General features: G+C 48.9%; 17 protein-coding genes. 7 read left to right on the top strand and 10 right to left on the bottom strand.

Annotated features, from left to right (window positions below; all coding sequences use genetic code 11):
• The first annotated feature begins 82 nt into the window (after positions 1 to 82).
• The 3 genes from QT994_RS05090 to QT994_RS05100 all read left to right on the top strand — a co-directional run bounded on the left by QT994_RS05090 (position 83) and on the right by QT994_RS05100 (position 2,239).
• Complete coding sequence (locus QT994_RS05090; RefSeq protein ID WP_333172274.1) at positions 83 to 868, top strand: MotA/TolQ/ExbB proton channel family protein; 786 nt, start codon at positions 83 to 85, stop codon at positions 866 to 868.
• A 15-nt stretch (positions 869 to 883) separates the two neighbouring features.
• A complete protein-coding gene (locus QT994_RS05095) occupies positions 884 to 1,618 on the top strand; it encodes a biopolymer transporter ExbD (RefSeq protein ID WP_333172276.1) in 735 nt (244 codons plus the stop codon).
• A 423-nt stretch (positions 1,619 to 2,041) separates the two neighbouring features.
• Positions 2,042 to 2,239, top strand: coding sequence for an NblA/ycf18 family protein (locus QT994_RS05100; RefSeq protein WP_106150106.1), 198 nt, complete (start codon positions 2,042 to 2,044; stop codon positions 2,237 to 2,239).
• A 439-nt stretch (positions 2,240 to 2,678) separates the two neighbouring features.
• Here the strand turns inward: QT994_RS05100 and QT994_RS05105 are convergent, their stop codons facing one another.
• The 9 genes from QT994_RS05105 to infC all read right to left on the bottom strand — a co-directional run bounded on the left by QT994_RS05105 (position 2,679) and on the right by infC (position 15,003).
• The gene (locus QT994_RS05105; protein ID WP_242722026.1) at positions 2,679 to 3,128 is read right to left on the bottom strand and encodes a hypothetical protein; all 450 of its coding nucleotides are present in this window, start codon (positions 3,126 to 3,128) and stop codon (positions 2,679 to 2,681) included.
• 80 nt (positions 3,129 to 3,208) lie between these two features.
• Positions 3,209 to 4,414, bottom strand: a complete 1,206-nt coding sequence (locus QT994_RS05110; RefSeq protein WP_333172278.1) for an anhydro-N-acetylmuramic acid kinase — start codon at positions 4,412 to 4,414, stop codon at positions 3,209 to 3,211.
• Positions 4,415 to 4,505: 91 nt separating this feature from the next.
• On the bottom strand, positions 4,506 to 5,237 hold the full coding sequence (locus QT994_RS05115) for a PP2C family serine/threonine-protein phosphatase (protein ID WP_333048508.1): 732 nt from the start codon (positions 5,235 to 5,237) through the stop codon (positions 4,506 to 4,508).
• Positions 5,238 to 5,653: 416 nt separating this feature from the next.
• Entirely contained in the window at positions 5,654 to 7,420 is a 1,767-nt protein-coding gene (locus QT994_RS05120; protein ID WP_333048509.1) for an AarF/ABC1/UbiB kinase family protein, read from the bottom strand.
• A gap of 111 nt (positions 7,421 to 7,531) precedes the next feature.
• Complete coding sequence (locus QT994_RS05125; RefSeq protein WP_333048510.1) at positions 7,532 to 7,864, bottom strand: DUF6825 family protein; 333 nt, start codon at positions 7,862 to 7,864, stop codon at positions 7,532 to 7,534.
• Positions 7,865 to 8,384: 520 nt separating this feature from the next.
• The gene (locus tag QT994_RS05130) at positions 8,385 to 9,956 is read right to left on the bottom strand and encodes a protein kinase domain-containing protein (RefSeq protein ID WP_333172280.1); all 1,572 of its coding nucleotides are present in this window, start codon (positions 9,954 to 9,956) and stop codon (positions 8,385 to 8,387) included.
• A gap of 738 nt (positions 9,957 to 10,694) precedes the next feature.
• Positions 10,695 to 11,171 (bottom strand): Crp/Fnr family transcriptional regulator, encoded by a 477-nt coding sequence (locus QT994_RS05135; RefSeq protein WP_015176146.1) that lies wholly within the window; start codon positions 11,169 to 11,171, stop codon positions 10,695 to 10,697.
• 143 nt (positions 11,172 to 11,314) lie between these two features.
• Positions 11,315 to 14,359, bottom strand: a complete 3,045-nt coding sequence (locus QT994_RS05140; protein WP_333172282.1) for a HEAT repeat domain-containing protein — start codon at positions 14,357 to 14,359, stop codon at positions 11,315 to 11,317.
• A gap of 107 nt (positions 14,360 to 14,466) precedes the next feature.
• A complete protein-coding gene (gene infC, locus QT994_RS05145) occupies positions 14,467 to 15,003 on the bottom strand; it encodes a translation initiation factor IF-3 (protein ID WP_006635262.1) in 537 nt (178 codons plus the stop codon).
• Positions 15,004 to 15,419: 416 nt separating this feature from the next.
• On the opposite strand from infC, the gene QT994_RS05150 reads away from it, so the two are divergent.
• The 4 genes from QT994_RS05150 to QT994_RS05165 all read left to right on the top strand — a co-directional run bounded on the left by QT994_RS05150 (position 15,420) and on the right by QT994_RS05165 (position 21,338).
• On the top strand, positions 15,420 to 16,442 hold the full coding sequence (locus QT994_RS05150) for an alpha/beta fold hydrolase (protein WP_333172284.1): 1,023 nt from the start codon (positions 15,420 to 15,422) through the stop codon (positions 16,440 to 16,442).
• Positions 16,443 to 17,864: 1,422 nt separating this feature from the next.
• Positions 17,865 to 19,658 carry an N-acetylmuramoyl-L-alanine amidase gene (locus QT994_RS05155; RefSeq protein ID WP_333172286.1) on the top strand — a complete coding sequence of 598 codons (1,794 nt, stop codon included), beginning with the start codon at positions 17,865 to 17,867 and terminating at the stop codon, positions 19,656 to 19,658.
• A gap of 105 nt (positions 19,659 to 19,763) precedes the next feature.
• Positions 19,764 to 20,603 carry a glutamate racemase gene (gene murI, locus QT994_RS05160; protein ID WP_333048515.1) on the top strand — a complete coding sequence of 280 codons (840 nt, stop codon included), beginning with the start codon at positions 19,764 to 19,766 and terminating at the stop codon, positions 20,601 to 20,603.
• Positions 20,604 to 20,783: 180 nt separating this feature from the next.
• The gene (locus QT994_RS05165; protein ID WP_333172288.1) at positions 20,784 to 21,338 is read left to right on the top strand and encodes an NYN domain-containing protein; all 555 of its coding nucleotides are present in this window, start codon (positions 20,784 to 20,786) and stop codon (positions 21,336 to 21,338) included.
• A 906-nt stretch (positions 21,339 to 22,244) separates the two neighbouring features.
• Here QT994_RS05165 and QT994_RS05170 read toward each other — a convergent pair.
• Positions 22,245 to 23,450 carry a glycosyltransferase family 2 protein gene (locus QT994_RS05170; RefSeq protein WP_333172290.1) on the bottom strand — a complete coding sequence of 402 codons (1,206 nt, stop codon included), beginning with the start codon at positions 23,448 to 23,450 and terminating at the stop codon, positions 22,245 to 22,247.
• Between the last annotated feature and the right edge of the window lie 43 nt (positions 23,451 to 23,493).

Genomic DNA, 23,493 nt, shown 5'->3' on the forward strand with positions numbered 1-23,493 from the left:
GCTAAAATTAAATGGCCTTAAATTTGTTAAAAAAAGTACAACAGAAGCAAAGCCAAGCCGGTTATGCAGGAGTAAAAATACTGTGAATATTCAAGAACTGTTTCAAAAAGGTGGTCCCGCCATGTGGCCCCTGTTAGTGTTATCGATTCTATCTTTGAGTACAATTATCGAGCGCTTGTGGTTTTGGGCGAGCCTCCTGAGCAAAGAAAAGCAAATAGTTAACCGCATTCTTGAAGCCGCTCGCAGCGATTGGGGGGCGGCTAGCGAGATGGCCAGACAAGCTAACCGACAGCCGATCGGGCGATTTCTATCTGCACCGCTGCGCCTGTACAATCCTGAACCAGATTTATTTCGACTCGCACTCGAAGCTGCAGCCGATGAAGAGTTGGCTTCGATGCGCCGCGGCGACAAAATCTTAGAAGCTACGATCGCTCTAGCCCCTTTGCTGGGCTTGCTGGGAACAGTTCTGGGCTTGATTAACTCGCTCAGTTCTATCCGTCTGGGCGACATCGGCACGTCGGCAACAACTGGGGTAACTTTGGGGATTAGCGAGGCGCTGACCACGACTGCTACTGGGATGATAGTAGCAATTTTTACCTTGGCGTTTTATCGGATATTTCAAGCTTTTTTGTTCAACCAGGCAAAAATATTTCGCAAAGCTGGAAATGAACTGGAATTGCTTTACAGGCAATACTGGCCGACGGTTAATGCTAAGGGTCGAGCACCTGGTGCAGAGTACAGCAATTCTTCTTTTGGTGCCGATGGTTTGAACAGGCGTTCTCTCAATTCTCAAGAATCGGGAGAACGGAATCGGGAGCCGAAATTGAAAGGTTCCGATCCGGCTGAAGATGCACCTTCTAATAATTAGAACCAAGGAGAACGGATGAAGATTCACTTAGATACTCCTGCTGAAGAGGCTCGGATAGAACTGGTGCCTTTAATTGACGTGATATTTTGCATTCTGACGTTTTTTCTGCTGGCGGCTTTGCAACTGACTCGCCAGCAAGCAATTAATGTCGATTTGCCTAAAGCGAAGACGGGACAAACGCAGATGCGAGAGATGCTGATTGTCAGCATTGACGATTTCGGGCAAACTTATATCGACCAATTGCCTGTTAATTACCAACAGCTCGATCGAGTTTTAAAGAGTTTCCAAAGCAAAAATCCTACGGGGTTGATGGTGCTGTACGCTCCTCAAAATGCTAGATATGCCAAAGTTGTCGAGGTTTTAGACAAATTGAGAGAGGTAGGGGGCGATCGAGTGGCCCTAGCAACTCTTCCTAGTTCGGCTGCCTCCCCATTGCCCAATCCCTCGCTTCCCAATTCTGGCATTCCTGCGGCACCTGCGATCGGCAATTCCGGTCAACCTCTGCCGTCTCCTGTGCCTCCGGGGCAGCAACAGTTCAATCCCCCCAATCAGTTTCAATCTCCTCTCCCGGCTCCGGGGCAGCAGCAGTTCAATCCCAATCAGTTTCAATCTCCTCTCCCGGCTCCGGGGCAGCAGCGTAGCAACTTTGGGGCAAATCAGGGCATTCCTCCTGTTTCGCCTGCACCTGCTGCTCCCAATTTCCGATCCGGAGGGGCCACTCCACCCCAGGATGGCGGGTCCTCGAATTAGTTAGAAGGAATAAGGAAGAAGGGAGAACAGAGAAAAAGAAATTCTCCCTTCTCCCCATCTTCCGCTATCCAGCTCTCCTCATCTCCCCCTCTCCCCTGGCGGAGAGAAGCTCCACCCGATTTGGTATAAAGCGCTTCAATTCTTTTGGTTCGTACTGAGCCTTTTTTCTCTTGACAAGTAGATACACTTGTATATGCCTGCAGAAGGAACTTTTGCAGGCATTTCGCCATCTCTCTCACTAAGTTATTTCCTGGGACAGATGGTAATTTTGTCAAATGATTGTTACCTTTTGTAATATACACTCAAGCCAGATGGGCTATCGGGCATCCCGAAACCAAGGGTTGATCGCTGAAACAATTTACAAATCTGGTTAATCCAGGTGTTCACTTTTAAGTCACCTTTACTTACAGAGGAGTCAAAGTCATGAGCCAACCAGCAGAATTGTCTTTGGAACAGCAATTTAGCCTGTGTTCCTTCAAAACACAGGTAAGTGACATGAGCCGCGAACAAGCTCAGGAGTTTTTGGTCAAGCTTTACGAGCAAATGATGCTGCGGGAAACCATGTACCGCCATTTTCTGAAACACCACTGGGGTTTAGAACCTAACCCAGGCCTTGAGTAGGAAACAGTCGCAGTCGGCGACCTCCGTCTCTTACTCTCTTCCCTCAGGCGGAAAGGAGTTGGGGGTGATGGGGCGTCACTCGAAGGCAGAAGGTAGAAGCCCTCTGTACAGACTTGAGGAAAATTTGACAGTTTCTTTGTGGATTTCACTCTATTTGGGGAGTCGAGCTAAGCAGTTTGTCGATCGACACTACAGATACAGAGAGTGCAAATATAATTTATCGCGCCTCAACGCAAAAATTGGATAACTATTAATAATAAGTGTTAATTTTTTAATCCCTTAAATTTTTTAACAAATTCAATATATTTGTCTTTAGTTGCAGCGGATGAGGTTTGACAGCAATGGCGCTAGTCGGACATCTGAGCTGGACCTCCGACTAGCAAAACCTTGAATTTTCACATCAAACCCTAGAACTCGCAAGTGTTGACTCTAGAAAGAGTTATTCCCCCTGACGTTCGAGAGTCGCTTCCATTGTACTCGTCAGGTAATGACCCGACATGATACCACTAGATTGGTAGTATCGGTTGTCATCAACGCGGTGAAGGGTATCAAAACCCGTCCGCCGCTGGCGTTCGTCTCCCAATACCCAATAACGCTGGACGATCGACTGGGGAGCAATCCAACCTTCGCCCTCGACGCGGGCGAGTTCGCTGTGTTGGAGTACAAAAGTATACTGCCGTTCATCGCTGTTGAGGTGTCCTCGGTACTGCAAAATAATCTCTTCGCGATCGCCTCCAGGAAATACGAGCTTTGTCACCATACTGAACCAATCTGTTCGGTTCCAGCTCACTAAAGTTTTGCCTTTAACCGTAATTGGCACGCCATTGCGCTCAATCCAGCTTCCTTCGAGCGTCCATTGGCCAGATTCCATTAAAAACGTGTGAGCCACAGTGCTGTTCCTATGCTTTTCCTGCTGGCTACAATGCTGGTGCAACAACGCACAGCCGTTGTCCCTCAGACTCTATGCTATCACGCCCAACTGTGCCAACAAGAGTTAATTTCCCCTAAAAGTACCGGTGCCCGGGCACCAGTAACTTGAGGCAGATTACCGGGAATGCCCCGAACCCGCCATGCGGCTAAAACCGCAAAAGCGATCGCCTCTTTAAAATCTACATTCAAGCCTGCCTCAGAAGTAGTCAACACTTGCACTGGATGCAATTGAGATTGCAATCGGCGTTTTAAGTAGAGATTGTGGCTGCCACCCCCGCATAGTAAAACTCGATCGGGCATAGCCGGTAAAAAAGTTTGGTAACTGTGAACGATCGAGGCAACAGTCAGTTCTGTCAGAGTAGCCAGCACGTCAGCAGGACTGAGGTTGTAACCTTGGGCCTCGACCAAACACCTGTCAAAATAGTCTACACCAAATAGCTCTCGCCCCGTTGATTTCGGCGGTGCTTGGCGGAAGAACTCTGATGCGAGCCACTCCTCGACTAAAGCTTGACAGGGAGTTCCCGATGCCGCCCAAGCTCCACCTTCGTCGATCGTCTTAGTGCCCCCTGAGAAGTGCTGTACTGCCAAATCTAACAGGGAATTCGCCGGGCCTGTGTCCCACCCCGATATGCCATCCCCAAGACTGAAAATCTCAGACTCGTCATTGTTTCCCCCTTTTCCTCTTGCCGGAAGATAGGTAACATTGCCAATTCCCCCCAGATTTTGGATGCAGAGGCTGCGGTTGGGTTCCGCCAGCAGGCAGGCATCAACTATGGACACTAAGGGTGCTCCTTGACCCCCGGCAGCAATGTCTGCCGAGCGAAAGTTACTCACAGTAGTAATTCCTGTCAATTCCGCAATTAGCGCGCCCCGCCCGATTTGCAAGCTGTAGCCCATTAACCCACCGGCGCTGTCTTTCTGGGCTTTCCCAGCAGGTCGGTGGTAGACGGTTTGACCGTGAGAGCCGATTAATTCGGCTTTATTATCATATTCTGCTTGAATTGTCAATGCCGCCGTAGCAAATTCTTGGGCAATGGCATCATCTAATTGCGCTAGTTCAGCCATTGACAAAGCTGAGCCACTGCAAACCGAGAGAATTTGCGAGCGCAAATTAGCAGGATAAGGGAAAGTCTCGCCGGCCACCAATTGCACTTTCAAGTCTGTTTGGGAACCGACCACATCCACCAAAGCAGCATCAATGCCATCCACCGACGTGCCGCTGATCAAACCGATAACGCGGGTCATTCAATTTTAGATTTTAGATTTTAGATTTTAGATTGTTCAATTTTTCGATTTTTCGATTTTAGATGGTCGGGTGCGATCGGGCGAGCGAATATTATTTGAGGTCGATCGTCACGATGACCACAGTAATATTATCGCGTCCACCTTTATCCTTAGCTGCTTGAATCAAAGCAGTTGCAGCACCCTCGCAGGCGCGAATCGACTTCAGAGGAGAAGCAATCAAAGGATCGGAAAGTTCCTCAGTCAAGCCGTCGCTGCAGAGCAGCAAGCGATCCCCTGGCTGCACGTCCACCGGCAAAATATCTATTTCCCGCAAATCATCGCGGCCCAAACACTGGGACAAAACGTGACGCCAAGGATGACTGCGAGCCTGGTCGGGAGTTAGGGCCTTTCTTTTCACAGCCTGAGCCACCCAAGTCTGGTCTTCAGTAATCTGCTCCAAGCGAGAGCCGTGTAGCCGATACAAGCGAGAGTCCCCGATATTAGCGCACCAGGGTCTGCCCTCATCCCTAAACATTAGAACCACAGCCGTAGTTCCCATATCAGCACGCTCCGGATGGTCGAGCTGATCCGTCAAAATTGCTTGATTGGCAATTAAAAAAGCCTTTTCTAACAACAGCGGAGAATCCTCAGGTTCTTCCCAATGTTCGAGCAAATAAGATTGAATCGCCTGAGTCGCAATCCGGCTGGCTTCTTGACCTCCGGCGTGTCCTCCCATTCCATCGGCCACTATGAAAAATCGCCCGTCAGAGTCTATGTAGTACGAATCCTGATTTACGGAACGAACTAGCCCTGTGTCTGTCTTACCTGCGAAAGAGCGTTTCATAGATTGGGTGATTGGACTCATCGAACTTGAAAGCTTGATTTAATGGGGTGCGATTTTTTATTCCAAAACTTAAATCCCGAACGAACTTGAAATTCTGCTGCCCGCGATCGCCAGTTTTGGAAAAATTGCACTTCCTTGACCTCATATTGTAGATCGTATGATGGTAATCCCATCTTAAAATTTTGGTAAATCCAGTAAATTCAGCAGCACCTGCAAAAAAAAAACTGGATTTCTACCCAAAATTAGAGGTTTTGCTGGCGAAAAATCTAGGCAGCAACCGGGTTATTAGCCTCAAAGCGCGTATGTGTTGTAAATTTCAGCAATCTGTGGTCAGCCAGCCAAAACTTAACATTCGATGTCAAATTTTGGCTGGCGAGAAATCTCAAACCTGAAATTTCCCCTCGCAAATTGCACAATTATGACATCCTGTCTAAACGATCGATCCGCTTGAACAAACGCAGCATAGCAAACCCTGCACCCGCTGCCAGCAGTGCCACAGCGACAGCCGGCCAGACTTGATTGCTGACAAACAAAATTGTCGCCGACAAAGTAAAAGCACTCATCAGCAAAGCATAATTCGTGCCCATTTGAGCGCTGCTCATGCGACGGAGCAAGCGCTCTGTTTCTGCAGAACGGACGCGAATCCGCAAATCTCCCTGTTCGAGTTTATCAATAGTCTCCTCAATCCGGCGGGGCAAACCCAAAGCACTCGAACTCACCTGAGCCGCCTGACGACCGATTTCGTTAAAAATGCTGCTACTTGTATCATGGCCATTTCCATTAGTCATAAGCTGCATGGCAAAAGGTTGTGCCACCTCCATAAAGTTGAACTCGGGATCTAAACCTCGGCCCACCCCTTCGATTGTGGAAAAAGCTCGCATTACAAAAGTAAAAGTAGCTGGGAAGCGAAAAGGTTGGTTGTAGGCAATATCGTAAAGGTCGTCAGTAATCGCGCTCACAGACTGATTTTCAAAAGGCTTGTCCATGAAATTGTCCAGCATATACTGGATTGATCGGCGCACCGGACTCATATCACCCGTCGGCACCAAAGCTCCCAAATTGATCAGAGAATCCATAATCCGCTGTCCATCCTTGGAAGCAATACCGTAAAGCGTCTCCATTAGTCCTTCGCGGACGTTCGACTGGATTTGCCCCATCATGCCAAAATCGTAGAAAATCAGACAACCGTCGGCACTAACAGCGATGTTGCCAGGGTGTGGGTCAGCGTGGAAAAAGCCATCGTTGAGCAACTGCCGCAAATAAGCTTTTGCCCCTAACTGAGCGATTAATTTGCGATCAATACCCGCCGCTTCCAAAGCTTCGTAATGGCTGATTTTAATCCCCGGCAGGTATTCCAAAGTCAGCACTCGCGGAGCCGCATACCGCCAATAAACCCTCGGCACCCGCACCCAGTCACAGTTGCTAAAATTGCGGCGAAAAGTATCAGCATTGCGGCCTTCATGGAGATAGTCAATTTCCAGCCACAGAATGCGACAGCATTCTTCATAAATCCCCATCCAGTCTCGGCCCTGGCCCCACTTAGGATGGTTTTGAAAGTAACGGGCAATTCCCTTAAGAATTTGCAAATCGATCTCGAACAGCTTCCGCAGTCCCGGTCGCTGCACCTTGACCACCACTTCCGGGCCCGAATGCAGTTGAGCTTTGTGTACCTGACCCAGACTTGCAGCAGCCAGGGGCACTGGATCAAAGCTGTGGTAGAGTTCTTGAACTGTCTTGCCCAAATCTTGCTCGACAATTACTTCCAACTGCTCGTAGCTGAAAGCAGGCACTTTATCTTGCAGCTTAGAAAGTTCCTCGACAAACTCTGTCGGGAACAAATCGGCGCGGGTGGAAAATAACTGCCCAACTTTAATAAAAGTAGGGCCCAAATCCAACAGTGTTTCTCGCACCCAGATAGCTTGAAAGCGGCGTCTGGCAACTTTCTTTTCTTCAGTCACGCCTCCCCAGTAGCTCCAATTTTTGCTGTCGAGCCACAGCGAAGCCAGCCAGAGCAAGACAAAGGCCCAAATGTCGAAGAAGCGCCGCTTCCGGGAGTATTTTTCGCGATTCCAGCGATAAGCTTTACTTTTGTAGGATTTACTAGCAGTTTTTCGCTCATCGGTTTCGCCAGTGTGCTTGGGGGAGCGCTGGCGATTAACAGAGTCATCAAGGAGAGCAGACACTTGGGTTCCCAAATTGCTTATTTTATGTTTTTGCTTTGATTGAAAGTAGGAGCGCAGGAGCGCAAAGCAATGCGCTCACGTAGTAAATAATAGTTGTGGTCGAATCGAGCGCTAGGGCAAACTGCTGCGGTAACGCTGCAATTCCGATCGCACCAGAGCCACTTCGGCGCGCAGCTCGTCAATAGTCGCTTGCAACTCTGCAGGATGGATGTCTTGAATGGTGGTGGTGCTTGCAGTGCCAGTTCTGGTCTGCATCGCCTCATCCGAAGCTCGATTTGCCCGTTCCACAACTCGATCGGTGAACTGTCGCAGGCGTTCTCTTTGTTCTGCGTCAAATTTGCCGAGTTCAGAGAAAGCGTTGGTTGCTGCGCTTTCTAATTGCTCGTACAGTGCTTCGGCAAGTGCTCTGCCTACAAAAAAAGCATGAACTGGGGGTTTACTCATAAAAAATCTCTGTGCGCTTCCGCAACAAATTATAACTTGCTTGTCCCCGATGATGCTTGCTCCCAAAGGAAGGAAGTTTGGGGGAATTGACACTCCCACCCCGAGTCTCGGGGATGGGATTCTTGAGAGTTAGAACAGTCTAGCGCGCAACGGCTTAGCCCAAATGCGTCGCTTACACTCGCTCAAATTCGAGGTTGGGGTTGCTTTGTACCAAAATGTTTGCAGCTTGGCAGTATTAACACGCGACCTCTCACCACCTCAGCGCCGCGCACATATTCTAACATAATTTAAATCAAAATAGAACACCGTCCTGCATTTTTTTGCGGGCATTTAGATTGCAGAGGGAATAGGAAATATTCGATAAACTCAGACGGCGACTGTTGGGATTTTCAGATTCGACGGAAGTTTTGGGAAGATAGTAGTGGGCTAGGTAGGGCCTTATTATCTCAACTACTGAGCAGATATTTGCTGACTCATAAAACCAAGTATTTGTCTGCACTTTGAACTAACAAAAACCATACTAATTTGTCGCAGGTTCGGGAAAAGGCACTGTGGGCTCTGCTACCGGGGGTGGTGAATCAGGTGCGATCGAACTATCTGAATTGCTGCCACTGCTGCTGGGTATCGCAGGCTCAGGCGATCGCTCGATCGGCGACGCTATTACTGGCGGCGCGGATTCCGACGGCGGCAAGGTTTCAGCGCTAGCACTCCCAGGGGCAGGCAGGGCGGGTGCGGCGGGCGGTTCTGCAGGCAAGGGCGCAACTTCCGGTACTGGTGCGGCTTTTGGTTGGGGAGCTGGCTCGATTTGGGTTTGAGGCTCTGGAATGGGGGACTCAGAAGGCTCCTGTGCCGGTTCGGGCGTCGGGGATGGCTCAGGTTGCGCTTTGGACTCTGGGGCGGGAGTTTCCTGACTTGGAGACTCAGAAGGTGCAGCGCTAGTTTCTGAGGGATCGTCGCTCTTTTCGGGAATGTTGCTGCTGCCTAAGGAGGGTTTAGGGCGCTTGTTAAGTTCGATCGGGTAGAGAGGGCTGCTTTCAACAGACGGCTGTCCGAACATCGGCCCTGACAAATCGCGGGATTTGAGCAAATCTTCCAGAGATGGGAAGGATTCAATTTTGGGACGATTGCTGAGAGTGGTGCTGTTGTAGTGCCATGCTAGGTCAAAACCCATCCAGCCTGCAATTGCAGCCGTTACGACAAACGCCAGAAAAGTCAACTGCGGCGGGGGAGGTGCGGGCAATCTTAGACTTTGCTTGTCTTTTCTTTTTACTGATACTCGCTCTGTTTCTTGCAGCATGGTGAGCCAATTTTCGACTGTCTGAGGGCGGTTGTGGGGGTCGATTTCGAGTCCTTGAAGGATGGCTCGCTCGATTCCTGAGCTGAGGTTGGGCTGAAATTGCCGTAACTCAGTCAAGGGAATGCGATCGCGCAGGGGTGCTGCTACGGGCGCCACGCCGGAGAGTAAGTAGTAGAGGGTGGCTGCGATCGCGTAGATGTCAGTGGCCGGTGTACATTTACCGTCATAGAGGTATTGTTCGATCGGCGCGTACCCGGGGGAGAGCAAGTTAGTGTGGGTTTGTTTGGTGCCGGCGGTAAAGCCGCGGGCAATTCCGAAATCTATTAACATTACTACGTGAGAATCGGCTCGCCGGATAATATTTTCTGGATTGATATCTCCGTGGAGCAATCCGCTGTGGTGCACTGTACTTACGGCTGAGGCTATTTGCCGAATATAGTGCAGGGCCTGGGCTTCTGGCAGCGGCTGATCGGTTTCGACTATTTGGGCCAGAGTTTGCCCCGGAATGTAGTCCATTGCAATAAAAGACTGTCCGGCTTCTTCAAAAAAGTCGATTATCCTGACTATGTTGGAATGCTGACACCGCGATCGGCGTTGGGCTTCGGCAATAAACTGCTGCTGAAATTGGGCAGATTCTGGGTGTTGGCGCAGGCTTTCGTTGAGAGTTTTGAGTACGACGGTTTGGTTTAAATGGGTGTGGATAGCTCGGTAAGTGATGCCGAACCCTCCTATCCCTAAAGTCGCGTTAATTTTGTATTTGCCCTGTTGCAGGACTGTTGCTGGCGCTAAGTTCATCTTCAGTTGATGCCGTTTCCCAAACTATGCTACCGCCTTTGGGTTATTTTGCAGAGTTAGGGGTGAAGTTCGATCGGCGGCTTAGTTTGAGCTTTAGCTCTGCTATAGCAATCCTATATGATTTGTGAGAATTTATCATAACTATGAAGCTTGACGAAATAAAATATCTGATAATGAGTAACTAACTTCAATATATGTTTAACGAGAGCCAATGTCTGATACAGATGATAGGACTCCCTAATCAATTGTTTAGCTTGTAACCAAATATCTTCTATTGGATGCTGAGGCGGAGCGTAGGAGTGCGAATCTCAAACAAGTGATTTTCCAATCCGATTCATCTTGCATCATTATTCACCCATGAGAAAAAGTCTTTAACCTTAGAAAAGAAGAATGATATTTAGCGCCATCCCCCATTAATGCTATCCGCTTGTCGTTACATTGGCTCATCAGATACTTTAAATATTGACGGGGTGACCACCCCGTCAACTATCAGGTGCTTTTCACTTAATTCTACGTCATAACATCGGAAAGTGCTGTAAATCTTTTTTGCAAATGTTTTCTCCCACGACCCCAGCGATGATTGACAGGATCATAGCAGTTGCCCTTAATTTGATGAATCAGAACAATTTAAGACATTGGTTCACTCAATGCTGCTACTGTACCTCATAGCATCGCAAAGTGCTGTAAATTGTGCAGAATTACCGATTGACTAAAAACACAATTCGCCATTCCCCCATTTCATCGCATTTCAGGAACTCTCACAGTCTCTGTAGGAGGCATAATTGCTTCTTTAGCATTCAACTTTTGATTCAACTCCCGAATCCGGCGCGACAGCAAGCGAATAATATTCACCGCAATTCCCGGCGTTTCATCAATCGCATCGTATAGCTGCATTTGAGTCAGCATCAAACACTCGGATTGTTCGAGAGTAGAAATAGAGGCAGATCGAGGTTCTGCATCAAACAGCGACATTTCCCCGAAACAAGCCCCCGCTTTCAACTGTGCTAAATCCCGATCGCCTATATGCACCCGCACCGTTCCCGATACCAAAATATAGAGAGACCGACCTTCTTGTCCTTCCGTAAAAATCCTGTGCTTGGAAGGAAAAGAAAGTTCATCCATTACTGATGCTAGACGCACGAGAAAATCATCCCGCAGTTCCTTAAAAATCGGAACCTCCCTGACAAACAATAGGCGTTCGACGCTGGTTAACATAATGCGATGCAGTGATTAATTTAAATTTAAACAAAGGAAGAGGAATTGGGCATTGGGCATTGGGCATTGGGCATTGGGCATTGGGCATTGGGCATAGTTTCTTTTTATTTCCTCTTCCCTCTTCCCTCTTCCTTCTTCCTTCTTTACCTTTTTCCCCCAGCACCCAACTCGGCCATCATCTCTTCAACTTGAGCGGATACCAAATTATCGGGGTCATTTTGCAGCCTGGGCAACAATTCGACCAAAGCCCGCGGCGAGGCTATTTTCAAATAGGCTAACACTGCTTCGCGGACAAAACCCGTCGGGTGCTGCAGACAGACGAGAGTTTGTTGAGCGGTAAGGCTCCAGCGCGCTTCCCTCGCCAAGTGAAAGCAGCACGCCAAAGCCCAATCCGAAAGGAAGTGGCGCAATTCTAGCAAGCGACGCAAGCGATCGCTAGGGGCTAGAGGTTTGTAAACCATCAATTCCGAGAGGTTGCTCAATTTTTCTCTTTCCGAGTGTTGGTCTAACAAATTGATGAGCGATCGCTTCCTAGCTATATCCACAGTATTATCGAGAATTTCCAATCCCCTAGCAACCAAAGAAGGTTGGCCAGAAGCGATGTTGAAAGCAGCCGCTTGTACCGTGTCCAGCGGATAAAGAAACTTCATCAGCAAAAAACACCGCTCCTTAGCATCAGCTTCCAACCCCGCCAGAGCACGCTGCAACAATTGAGCCGTATCGTTCCCAGGTTCCCTGCCGCTGTTGGCCTCTCGCTCTGAGAAATTGCCGTAGCTTGTTACCCCCGACAAATCTACCAGACCTGCATAAATTTGACCGATAAACATTAACTCCTGTTCGATAAGAGTTTCCAAGCCACTACGGCCGATGCGGTCTAGAATCCCTTCTATCCCCGCTTCCGAAGGCATTTTCAACAGGATGCGGAGGATATTGCGCCTCGTCGTTCCCCAAGCCGTCATCAAATTGCTCACCAAAATGTCGAGCGCCTCGGGAGTCCCAATTTGGCCCAGAGCCGTCCAAGCTTGCAACCTGACCAAATCAGACTTGTGGATATCCTCAGCCAAATACACGAGCAAAGGAATGGCGTCGTTGTGAAGTTTGACTATAGCCTGCAAAGCCGCTTCCCTAGTCGATTTGTAACCAAGTCCGCGCAGCAGCGAAGGATAATATTCTTCTGAATGAGTAGACGAAATCACGTCTAACAGAGCGCAGCGAACTCGCAGAGATTCATCTTGCAACAGATTGGGAATATGCAGCCGCAGTCCTTGCAAATAATCAGCTTCTCCCAAAGCCCGCGTCCCCATAACACGTTCCCGCTCTTGCTTGTGTGTCAGCATTTGCCGCAGCGTATTAGTAGCCTCTGCCTTTTGCTGGCGATCGCCCCTTCTCATAATTAAAGCAGCCGCCGTACCCCGCACCACCGGATCGACGATCGGCTGCAAGTAAGGCCGCAAGCTCTCAATATTTGGTTCAGCTTCCGTCAGCCAGATGTAGCGCAAAGCCAAGGCCAGAACCTCTGGTGGCAAGGATTGCTGCGAAAGTGCGCGGACTGATTCTAAATATGCGGGGTTCGGGTGTTGCAGCATCGTTTCCAAGCTCTGGCGCTGCAAACCAGGGGACAGCGAATCGAGGATGGGAGCTAGAACTTCTCCGACATTTTTGGGGTCAATTTGCGTCAGGAGTTCTATGCAAGAGCGCTTTTCATCTTCGCCCCCCGGCTTTTGTAGAGTTTCTACCACTGCGCGCTTCAGAGCTTTGAGGTCAACGTCTGTGACACCCAAGCGCCCCCGCTCCGCACTTTTGACCAATAAACCCACGTATTGAGAGCGGATCAGCCATACGACAAAGACCCACAACAGTGCCAATATTACGATCGCGCCAATAAATATCAAGCTTTGCTGGTCGTGAAATGCCTTTTCGTCTTGCTGGGGAAGTATCTTCTCTGTCACCCACAGCATAATCAGGATGCCGACTCCTGTAACTCCGCAGGACAAAGGTTCGCCCACACCGTTGACCAGAGTTTGAATGCCCGATCGAATATTGTCGGGAATCGGTTGAAATAAAACCGGGCTAACAGTTTCCAACAGCGTGTAGTGCAGCAGTTCGTCTAAAAATCTCAGCAATATCAGCCCGATAAACACAGATACTAGCTGGCCGAGGGATGCTCCTATGGTCAGCACCCCGAGTATCGCGATACCCGCCGGCAAAATCATTGCCGTCACGAACACACCGATTCTTTCCACCAACCGACTCGAAGCGAACCACTGAGTCGCCACTTGAAACAGGCCTTGTATGCCTTCGTAAATGCCCAGGAAGCTAGCGATCCAGCTAGCTCCGTCCCCTGGGTTTTGGTATTCTAGCTGGCTGTAGAATTGGAAATCTACTAGGACGTAGAGGACTTCTGCGAGGACGAAGAAACTGACTAGAGGTACGGCGTATTTTTGGAGCGGGCCTGTAACTTTGCGGGCGGTAAATTCTTCTTGGTCGTCGTCTTCGTCGTCATCCGTCCAGTGAGCTGTTTCCGGGAATGCTTGGCGGTATTTTTCCGTTAGGTAGTAGAGTAAAACCGAGCCTGTCGCCACCATTAACCCCGATATCAGGGTAACGTTTTTGAGTCCGACTACGTGCAGTAAAACAGGCAGAGAAAATCCGCTGACTACTCCAGCTACTAGATAGCCGCTACTGACTAGCGGATAGGTGCGCTTAATTTCTCTAATATTAAACAGTTGGTTGGAAGTGATAGAAGTGTTGAGGTCATTGAGGACATAGCAAGCTTCCACCCACAGCCACATCAAAAAAATAGTAATAAAAGCGATGCTGATGCCAGCTATCTTAGTATTTTCGTAGCCAATTCCGAATCGAAACAAAAATAGCGGTACCGACATCATGCCCAGAACCACTACCACGGTGCGCCTCAGCGGCAGGATTTTTTGCAGCCACGAGTAGACAAATCCCAAGCCAGAACCAATAAAGGCGCTTGCTATGTAGATAAAAGGCATTTTGTCGGCACCGTACTCGTCTAAAAACAGACCTACTGTGCTGAGTTCCAGCCAGATCAGCCCCACGGAGGTTAGAGTGTAGACGAGGAACATCAGTACGGTTCGCTCTACTTCTTCCGATCGCAGGTTAAGCGATCGCAGCACTCCTTGTCTTACTCCCGCCGAACCGCTGATTTGAAAATTTTCCATGCAGCGTTGATTTCCCTGTGTGGTAGCTTATTCCTGACTAACTTCAGAAGTCATCAGTTATCAGTCACCAGTTTATGACTGATGACTGCTGACTAATGACTATCTATTTATACTTTCTTCGGCGACAGCAGCATCATCATACTGCGTCCTTCTTTTTTCGGGGCTTGCTGCACTTCTGCGATTTCCTGCAAATCTGTGGCCATGCGCTTAAGCAAGTCCTCTGCTAGGTTGCTGTGTTGGATTTCCCGACCTCTGAACATGATCGTGGCTTTTACTTTGTCCCCAGATTTGATAAAGCGGTCTGCTAGTTTGAGGCGCACTTGGTAGTCATGTTCTTCAATTTTGTAGCGCATCTTCACTTCTTTAACATCCGCAGTGTGCTGCTTCCGCTTTGCTTCTCGCGCTTTCTTTTCCTGCTCGAATTTGTACTTCCCATAGTCCATTACCCGGCATACGGGCGGGTCAGCTTTGTCGCTGACAAGTACAAGATCCAGTTCTTTTTCTTCTGCCAGGCGCAGCGCTTCTGCAGGCGTCAATATCCCTAGTTGCGCGCCGTCGGTATCGATTACCCGGATTTTGGGGTATCGAATATTTTCGTTGATCTGGGGTAGGTTGCGATTTTGTCTTCTTTCAATCACAGGCATGAATGGTTTTACAAGCAGTAGTTTAATAGCGAAGCTTCTTGATAGTTACAGGTTTGATCGCTCAATATTTCGCTTGGACGATCGAACTGTTTTATAAGGTGTTACCCTTACCGGACGTACTACCGCGCCCTGTGTCCCCTCCGCTAAAGCCTTGGGGAATATTTGGACGATCGTAAATGAATTCTTACAATACTTGCTATTCTACTCAGTCTGGCTGAGTTTCTGCCTAGTTTTATTTTAACTTCACACACGATCCCCCGCCCCCCTGCCCGATTGATGACAAAACCGTCCAAAATTCAGGGTAAAAGTTTAAGGATGAGGTACAACCGCTTTTGGTAGCCCATCTCGCCCGGTCTGGCAAGTCCCCCAAGTCGCCTGATCTGCCTTGTAGAATAGGTATAAGCAAGTGTAAATTTATGTTGCGAGCTGAGGCAAAATTGACAAATTCTCTGCTGTGGCACCAACGGGTGGGAACTCAACGAGACTGGATGTGGCGGGGTTGGCAAACTCGCTACACTTATTTGCGGCCCGATGGGCTACGAAATCAAGGCGCGCTGGAATTTCAAGATTCTGCGGCTGAGGCAATGGCCCCGCACGCATCGGGAACGCCGATTATTTTACTGCACGGGTTTGGAGCTTCCATCGGTCACTGGCGACAAAATCTCGCCCAACTCGCCGAAAACCAAACGGTTTACGCCTTGGATTTGTTAGGGTTTGGCGCTTCCCAAAAAGCTCCGGTCAACTACTCTGTGTCTTTGTGGGTTGATCAAGTTTATGATTTTTGGCTAACTTTTATCAAAGAGCCAGTAATATTGGCAGGAAACTCGATCGGCTCGCTGATTTGTCTGGCCGTGGCCGCGGCTCATCCGGACATGGTGGCCGGCACGGTAATGATTAGCCTCCCAGACCCCTCTGTGCGAGCCGAAGCGGTGCCCGGATGGCTGCTTCCGGTGATCGAAGCGGTTGAAAGTTTGTTTGTTTCTCCGATCGTACTCAGGCCTTTATTTTATTTTGCCAGCAAGCCTTCCTTTGTCCGTCGCTGGGTTGGCTTTGCCTACTCCAACCCCGAAGCTGTTACCGACGAATTAGTGGAAATTCTAGCAGGGCCTGCGGGCGATCGGGGAGCAGCCCGCGCCTTCTGCGCTTTATTTAAAGCTGTAGGCAGTTCAAAATTTTGCCCCAGTGTCAAGATTGTGATGCGAAATTTAACAATCCCCATGCTGTTAATTTGGGGCAAACAAGACCGGATGATTCCCCCTCGGTTCGCCCGACCGCACCAATTTGTTGAATGTAATCCCAATTATGTAGAGCTAGTTGAATTAGACAATGCGGGCCACTGTCCCCAAGATGAATGCCCGGAACAAGTAAATCAAGCCATTTTGAACTGGATGAGCCGGAATTTTGCACCTATGGGCGAGAGCGAATTGCAGCACTGTTGATTAGACAGGGGGCCGTGGATTACTAAGGGAAAAAAATCACTTGCGGGTATCGATCGCGCTCAAAAATAAATTTGCTAGAACTCGATCGCACCCGGTGGTATGGTATAGCAGATGTTGAAGGCGATAGCGGCGCAGCGGAGGGGGTAAAAAGAAGTCGGAGGGAAGGCGCAATCGACGGCTTAGGTTTCAAAAATTAAGAACCTCCTAACCGTCAGGGCGGTTGCTATATTACAGAACTTCCCTATCTTGAGAGTCAGTCGATTTGAGGTTCAAGATTGACTCCCCACCCGCTATCTGGAGGCTTGAACTAACCTAAACAACTTTTTTGCTATGGGCGACTCCTGCTGGAAAGTAAGTCTCCGTCTTTCTGTGATGTCATGTATCTACTGTTATTGATGGTTGCTTTTTTGAGAAGCTCAGAGATTGACACATTCACCAAGATAGTGTATCTTCTCTAACTGGTAGTACACATCCAAGTTATGCAGTTAGTCGAAAGGCAAGTCATTAAACCAAATCACAGGTTTTACCCAGAAGCCGATCGATTGTCCTTGCTGTCCAACAACTTTTACAACTGCGATAACTATATCTACGGTCAAAACTTTTTCTCAGGTCAACCAACCAAGGCTCTGGCTGTCGATCGTGTACTCAAAAAGGGTCTAAAGGACAAAGCATTGTCCACCCAAGTAAGACAGAAAACTCTCGCGTTAGTGCTGAAAACATGAAGTAGCTATCATAGTGTCCAATTGGGGGGCGCGATCATGATTGCCCCACTAAGTTTCAAGCAGCACCGAAAATCCCTGATTAAAAAAATCAGAAAAAAGAGAGCAGGGGCAATATGTAGTTGTATTTAACTGTCAATCTGTTAGCAAAAAAGTAGCAAAAAAGCTTTTTCCCAAGAATAGGTCAGTTTGTGTGGGACAAACATTTAACAACCTGGAAAAGTTACCTAAATGTTGAAAATCCGGATTGTTACCGAGGTAAGTTGTTAAGTTATTGAGGTAGTTTAGGAAAAGTTAGAACAACACGCAAGTGTAAAGCGGATTATAACCCTTGCCGTAACGAGAGTCGGCAACATTAAAGAGCTATGAAACCCCTCCCTGGAAGAAGGGTAAAATTATACCTTCTAACTTGTACCTTCTAACTTCAAGAAACACCTTGTTTCTTGCTCCTAAAAATAAATACCTTCCCTTGTGCCAAAAATCTTTCAGTCTGCTTATAACCGATCGCCCCCAAGTATACGGGAAAGTTCAAAAATGCCAGATAGCGGCATTTTGGAGCCTGTTAACGCATAAAAAAGTCAATTTAGCCAACAACTGACGGCCCCCGTGCCCCCGGTCGGCTGGCGGCTAACTGCTGAAAGCCGATCGGGCAAGCAGCGCCCTTCCAGCTTTTGGCAGTAACGCAAACGAGGAAAAAACTGTCGTGAAATTCCACTGGCTACTACCGAGTTTCTTAAGTGTATTTTTGCTCGCCGGAGCCGCCGAAGCAGCTAGACTGCAATCTTGGCGGTTTGATGCTTCAGAGAACCGGCTTTACATTACAACAGACGGGGGAGTACAACCCAAGGCTCAACTGATTTTCAACCCGATGCGGTTGGTAATCGACTTGCCTGGGACGAGTCTGGGTCGTCCCTCGGTCAGCAAACCGCTCTCAGGGGCGATCGAATCGGTGCGGGTAGGGCAGTTTGACAACGATACGACCAGAATTGTGGTCGAGCTCAGAGACGGGTTTACTATAGACCCTCAGCAAGTAAAATTTCGGGGTATTTCTCCGAGCGAGTGGACAGTGGATTTGCCAACGCCGGTGCGGGGAGGAACTCAAAATCCGATTTCAGAGCCAGGGGGAGAAAGGTTATCGGTTGAACCTTCAGCATCCCAAGCCCAGTCGGCCGAGGCGACTGTAGTTCAGAACGTTCAGGTGACGGCGGACGGTTTTTTAGTCCGCACTGCGGGCGGTCGCCCCCAAATTAATTTTCAACAAAGTCGGGCTGGGGACATCGCCACCCTCGATATTGAAGGAGCTAGTTTAGCTCCGGGCCTAAGCAGCCAACAACCTCAAACGAACGGTCAGCACGGGGTTGACAAGATAGAAGTCCGGCAACTACCAACAGACCCGCCCGTTACCCGCGTGACTTTGCGGATGAAGAATTCTAATACTCAGTGGCGGGCATCTGTGAGCAATTTGGGCGGGGTTGTGCTATTGCCTGGAAGTGTAGTACGACAACCCTCGGTTTCCCGCAGCCTGACTGTAGATCCTCCGGCTAGACAAGCTCAAGGAAATTTAGCGAGAGTTCAGTCCATTGATTTAGCCAGTAACGGCACGCAACTGGTGGTGAGAACTGACCGCCAAGTCTCCTATACCAGCGGCTGGGACCAGGGGTCGAGAGCTTACTGGATCAGGCTCGCCTCTAGTTCCCTAGCGGGGGAAATTCCTCAGCTCGATGCCAACAGTCCTGTATCGTTTACTGCCAGCCAAGAAGACTCGGAGACGGTGGTGATTTGGGTGCAGCCACGATCGGGGGTAGAGGTAGGCCGGGTGACGAGGCCGAGTCCGCAGTTGCTGTCTTTGCAGTTGCGATCGAATGCTAGCGCGCAGCAACCTTTGACTCGCACTCCCAATTTGTCGCCTTTGCCGAGAAGGACTTTGGGAAGCGAGGATTTGCCCCAAGCTTCTAACCGCCGGGCCGTAGTAGCGATCGATCCTGGTCACGGTGGCCGCGATCCGGGGGCAGTCGGGATTCAGAGCATTCAGGAGAAGGAGATTGTTTTGGATATCTCTTTTCAGGTGGCGAGGCTGCTGGAACAGCAGGGAGTGCAGGCGGTGATGACTCGGACTGATGACAGCGAAATCGACCTAGAACCAAGAGTTTCTCTGGCGGAACGGGTGAATGCTAACCTGTTTGTCAGCATTCACGCTAATTCGATTAATATGAGCCGGCCGGATATTAGCGGGATTGAGACTTATTATTTCGAGAACGGGGAAGATTTGGCCCGGGTGATTCATGGCAGTATTTTGCAAGGGACCGGGGCGACTGACCGCCGGGTGCGGCAGGCGAGATTTTATGTTTTGAGGAAGACTTCTATGCCTTCTGTTTTGGTGGAGGTGGGTTTTGTCACGGGTGCTGAGGATGCTGCTAAACTTTCTGACCCAGCTTACCGCAGTCAAATGGCTGCTTCTATCGCTCGCGGCATTTTGCTTTATCTTCAACAAAGATAATAGGCAGTTGACGGTTGACGGTTGACTGTTGACTGTTGACTAATGCCAACTAACAACTGCCAACTGCCAACTCCCAACTGCCAACAGACAACTAACTATTAACAAATGACAACAGACTCTGGACAACAAAGAATCGGTATTTTTGACAGCGGCGTGGGCGGTTTGACTGTTTTGACCCAGTTGTACGAACAGTTGCCCAACGAATCAATACTTTATTTTGGAGATACGGCGAGGCTGCCTTACGGTACTCGCACGCCGTCAGAAATTGTGGAGTTTGTCCGCGAAATTATGGCCTGGTTGGTGGAACAGGATGTGAAAATGGTGATTATGGCCTGTAACACCAGTTCTGCTTTGGCGATGGAGATGGTGCAGGCTGAATTTGATATCCCGGTGTTGGGAGTAATTCTGCCCGGGGCGCAGGCTGCGGTGCAGCAAGGCAAGCGGATCGGGGTCATCGCAACTCCTGCTACGGCTGCTAGCAATGCTTATCGAAATGCGATTTTGGAGATGGACGATTCTTGCCTGGTGTGGCAGGTTAGCTGTCCGGCTTTTGTGCCGCTGGTGGAGCAAAACCGGATTCACGACCCTTATACTTGTGAGGTGGCTCGGGAATATTTGGCTCCTTTGATTCAGCAGCGCATCGATACGCTGATTTACGGCTGCACTCATTATCCGCTGTTGGCTCCGGTGGTTCGCTCGCTTTTGCCTGCTGGGGTGACATTGATCGATCCTGCGGTACGGGTGGTGGCTGCTGCTGCCAGAGAATTGGAGCTTTTGGGGCTGCGGAATCCTGGTACTGCGCTACCGACTCGTTTTTGCGTGAGCGGCCCCCCGCAGCAGTTTGCGGAGTTGTCGGTGCAGTGGCTCGGTTGTACTCCTGCTGTTGAGAAAATATCCCTGCCGACAGTTGTACGATCGCCCGTATCGTTGGAATCGGGCGAATAAGCCGGAAAATTTATAGGTTAATCTAACCCCCCAAAACTCAGGTAAAGCTGGCTCTGGGGGGTTTAATTATTGCGATGTAACCTAGCAATTACACATCAATAGGTAATATTATTGAACAAAAGCTTTGATGAACAATGCAAATAATGTCCTATACGTGCTGGATCTCTTCAGCCTTGAACCATGTCACCCTATGTATCACAAGCAGTTTTACTTGTAGACGGCTATAACATAATTGGACTTTGGCCTCGACTCCGAGAGAAGCGCGATCGCGACGAACTCGAAACAGCTCGCCGCGAGTTGATTGAGGTTTTAGTTAACTACAGCGCCGTTCAAGATTTTGAGGCTCGGCTGGTGTTTGACGCGCACTATCGAGATAGTCCCGGCGTTAAAGAAATTATTACTAAAAATTTATCAGTGCACTACACTGACTTCGGTCAGACAGCGGATACCTATATTGAAAAATCTTGTGCTAGTTTGCGCTACGAGTTGCGATCGGTCAAAGGCAAAGGCCGCATGATTGTCGCCACTTCAGACCGAGCGCAGCAATTGACCGTAGTCGGCTACGGTGCCGAATGGATGTCCGCCGAACAACTAGCGGCTGATGTAGAATCCACCGCCCGCCGCAGCGAGCGCCAGCACAAATCCCGCAAACACAACTCCAGTCGCTTTCTCGCCAATTCCCTCGATCCAGAATCACAGCAGCGCCTCGCCAAGTTGAGAATGGGACTGCATTAGCGGCCCAAACCCGCTCGCTGTATGACACAAAAAAAAGTTTATCAAAGGCCTTGCCAAATCGAGTAAGTTCAGCTATTGTTAGTAAATGTGGGTAACAAAAACCCCCAATCCTCGGTAGCTCAGTGGCAGAGCGGTCGGCTGTAATGAATGCAAGCCTTTGGCATCAACCAAAAGCCCTAGTAACATAGCAGCTCTATCCGGTAACGGGTACTGAAAAATCGGGTGAATTCAAGGAAACCGCAGCACTTTGGGTGGCGGCAATCTTGAGCCAAGTCTGGCGAAAGGCAGCGGTTACGATCGCAAGTAGCCGGAAAGGTGCAGAGACTAGAGATGAGGAGCCTAACCAATAAATCTCATAGCGCCCGACATCCGACGACAGGTCACCAACATGATTTGTAGGGATGATGAAATAGTCCGCGCCCTTCGGAAACGTTGGGATAAGTGTAACCGATTGGTCGTAGGTTCAAATCCTACCCGGGGAGTTAGTAAAAGTCTGAAGTTGGAATTTTCCAGCTTCAGATTTTTTGTGTTTGTTGGGCTGGCGAAAGAACATTCCAATTCAGTGGCTACTAATAACCTGGAACTCATCACCAGCCACGTTCGTAAGTCTGTTGCACGAGAATTGTTATACAGGATTATTTAGAGTGCAGAAATGCAATCAGATATCAACTTGTTCATTGGGCTAGCGTTGGAGAAATACCCCAAAATATGATTCCTACTGATTTTAGTCTGTTTACGGCAGCCTACTGCTGCTGACCAAGATAACCAATCTGACTTTCCAAGCTGAGGCACCATACAAATACTAAATCTATAGTTTTTTGCCTATCAGTTTATTCATGGTAAAGTGCGTCATAAACTAGATTTTTGAGTTGACTCAACTATCTGGCTAACGCACTATACCGAATACTAAACATCGCGTTCTGTCCGTACCCATTTAGTTTGCCGCTTCAGTATAAAACCCAAATACAAAGGGATTTTCCACAGGATGTAAAAAGGTACGGATAAAAGAGTTGCACCGGAAATATCGGCACGCCCAAATTTTGCCCAAGCGCTGACAATTGAAACTAAAATTAGCAATCCTTGTACTCCTAACAAGACGGCTGGAATTGGGGATGTTCCCAAAATTGCTGCTAGTAAAGAGGTGGCAAAAGCAGCTAGCCAGATAGCGACTAAAAGCGATAGTGGAGGGACGGATAAGTCGAGGGCGATCGCCAATAAGTCAAAACGTTTTTGCTCGACTGAAGCTGCTGTCAGCCGGGGAGTTTGAGTTAACAATGTCTGTATGTGACCGTGTTCCCATCGGGTTCTTTGACTTTTGGCTGCTTGTTGCTGCTGTGGCAAACACCCGGTGACGTTCGCTTCGGGGCAGAATACGGTTGGATATCCGGCGATCGCCAAATCCAAACTCATCTGCATATCTTCAACAATATTGCTGCTTGCTAGGGAAACCGATCGAATTATCGACCAGGGAAAAGCCATGCCAGTACCTGTTAGTAATGATGGGAATCCTAACTGTTTTAATCCGCTGGGACGGACTAAGTTTTTCACAAGAAATGCTAAAGCAGAAATGGAATCTTTCGGAGTAGGATTTGGTGGCTGTTCCATGAGATAAGTTGCTTGGACAGGTCTTTGTTCAGCAACTGCAACCCGGGCTAATTTTTCTATAGAGTCTGGCTGACAGATGCAGTCTGCGTCAACCATGATGACTACTTCTGGGGGGTCAGATTCGATCGACTGCAAGCCAAAATCCAGTGCGTATCCTTTGCCCTTGCGTTGGGTGTCTTGGCGCTCGATCGCACTGGCACCGGAGTTACGGGCGATTTCTGCCGTGGCGTCCGTGCAGTTGTCAGCAATCACCAACAGGCGGTCTTGAGGTGTTAGCTGTGGCAATATGGTAGAGATGGTGGCAGCAATTCCTGCTGCTTCGTTGTAGGCAGGAATTAAAACTGCTACTTTGGGGCGGGGTGCTTTACTTTCCCGTGTCTCGCCCTGGCCGGACAAGAAAGCTGCACTGCATTCTAGAAATAGAACTGCAACGGGAATTAGAAGGATCAGGGCGATCGCCAATAGCACAACATCAATCAATAGGAACAGTAGCTGATTAATTTCCAAAATTCTATTACCTTAATTTAATTTTATTTGTTGCGTTCATTGA

The organism is Microcoleus sp. S13_B4, from assembly GCF_036700885.1.
Classification (GTDB): Bacteria; Cyanobacteriota; Cyanobacteriia; order Cyanobacteriales; family Microcoleaceae; genus Microcoleus.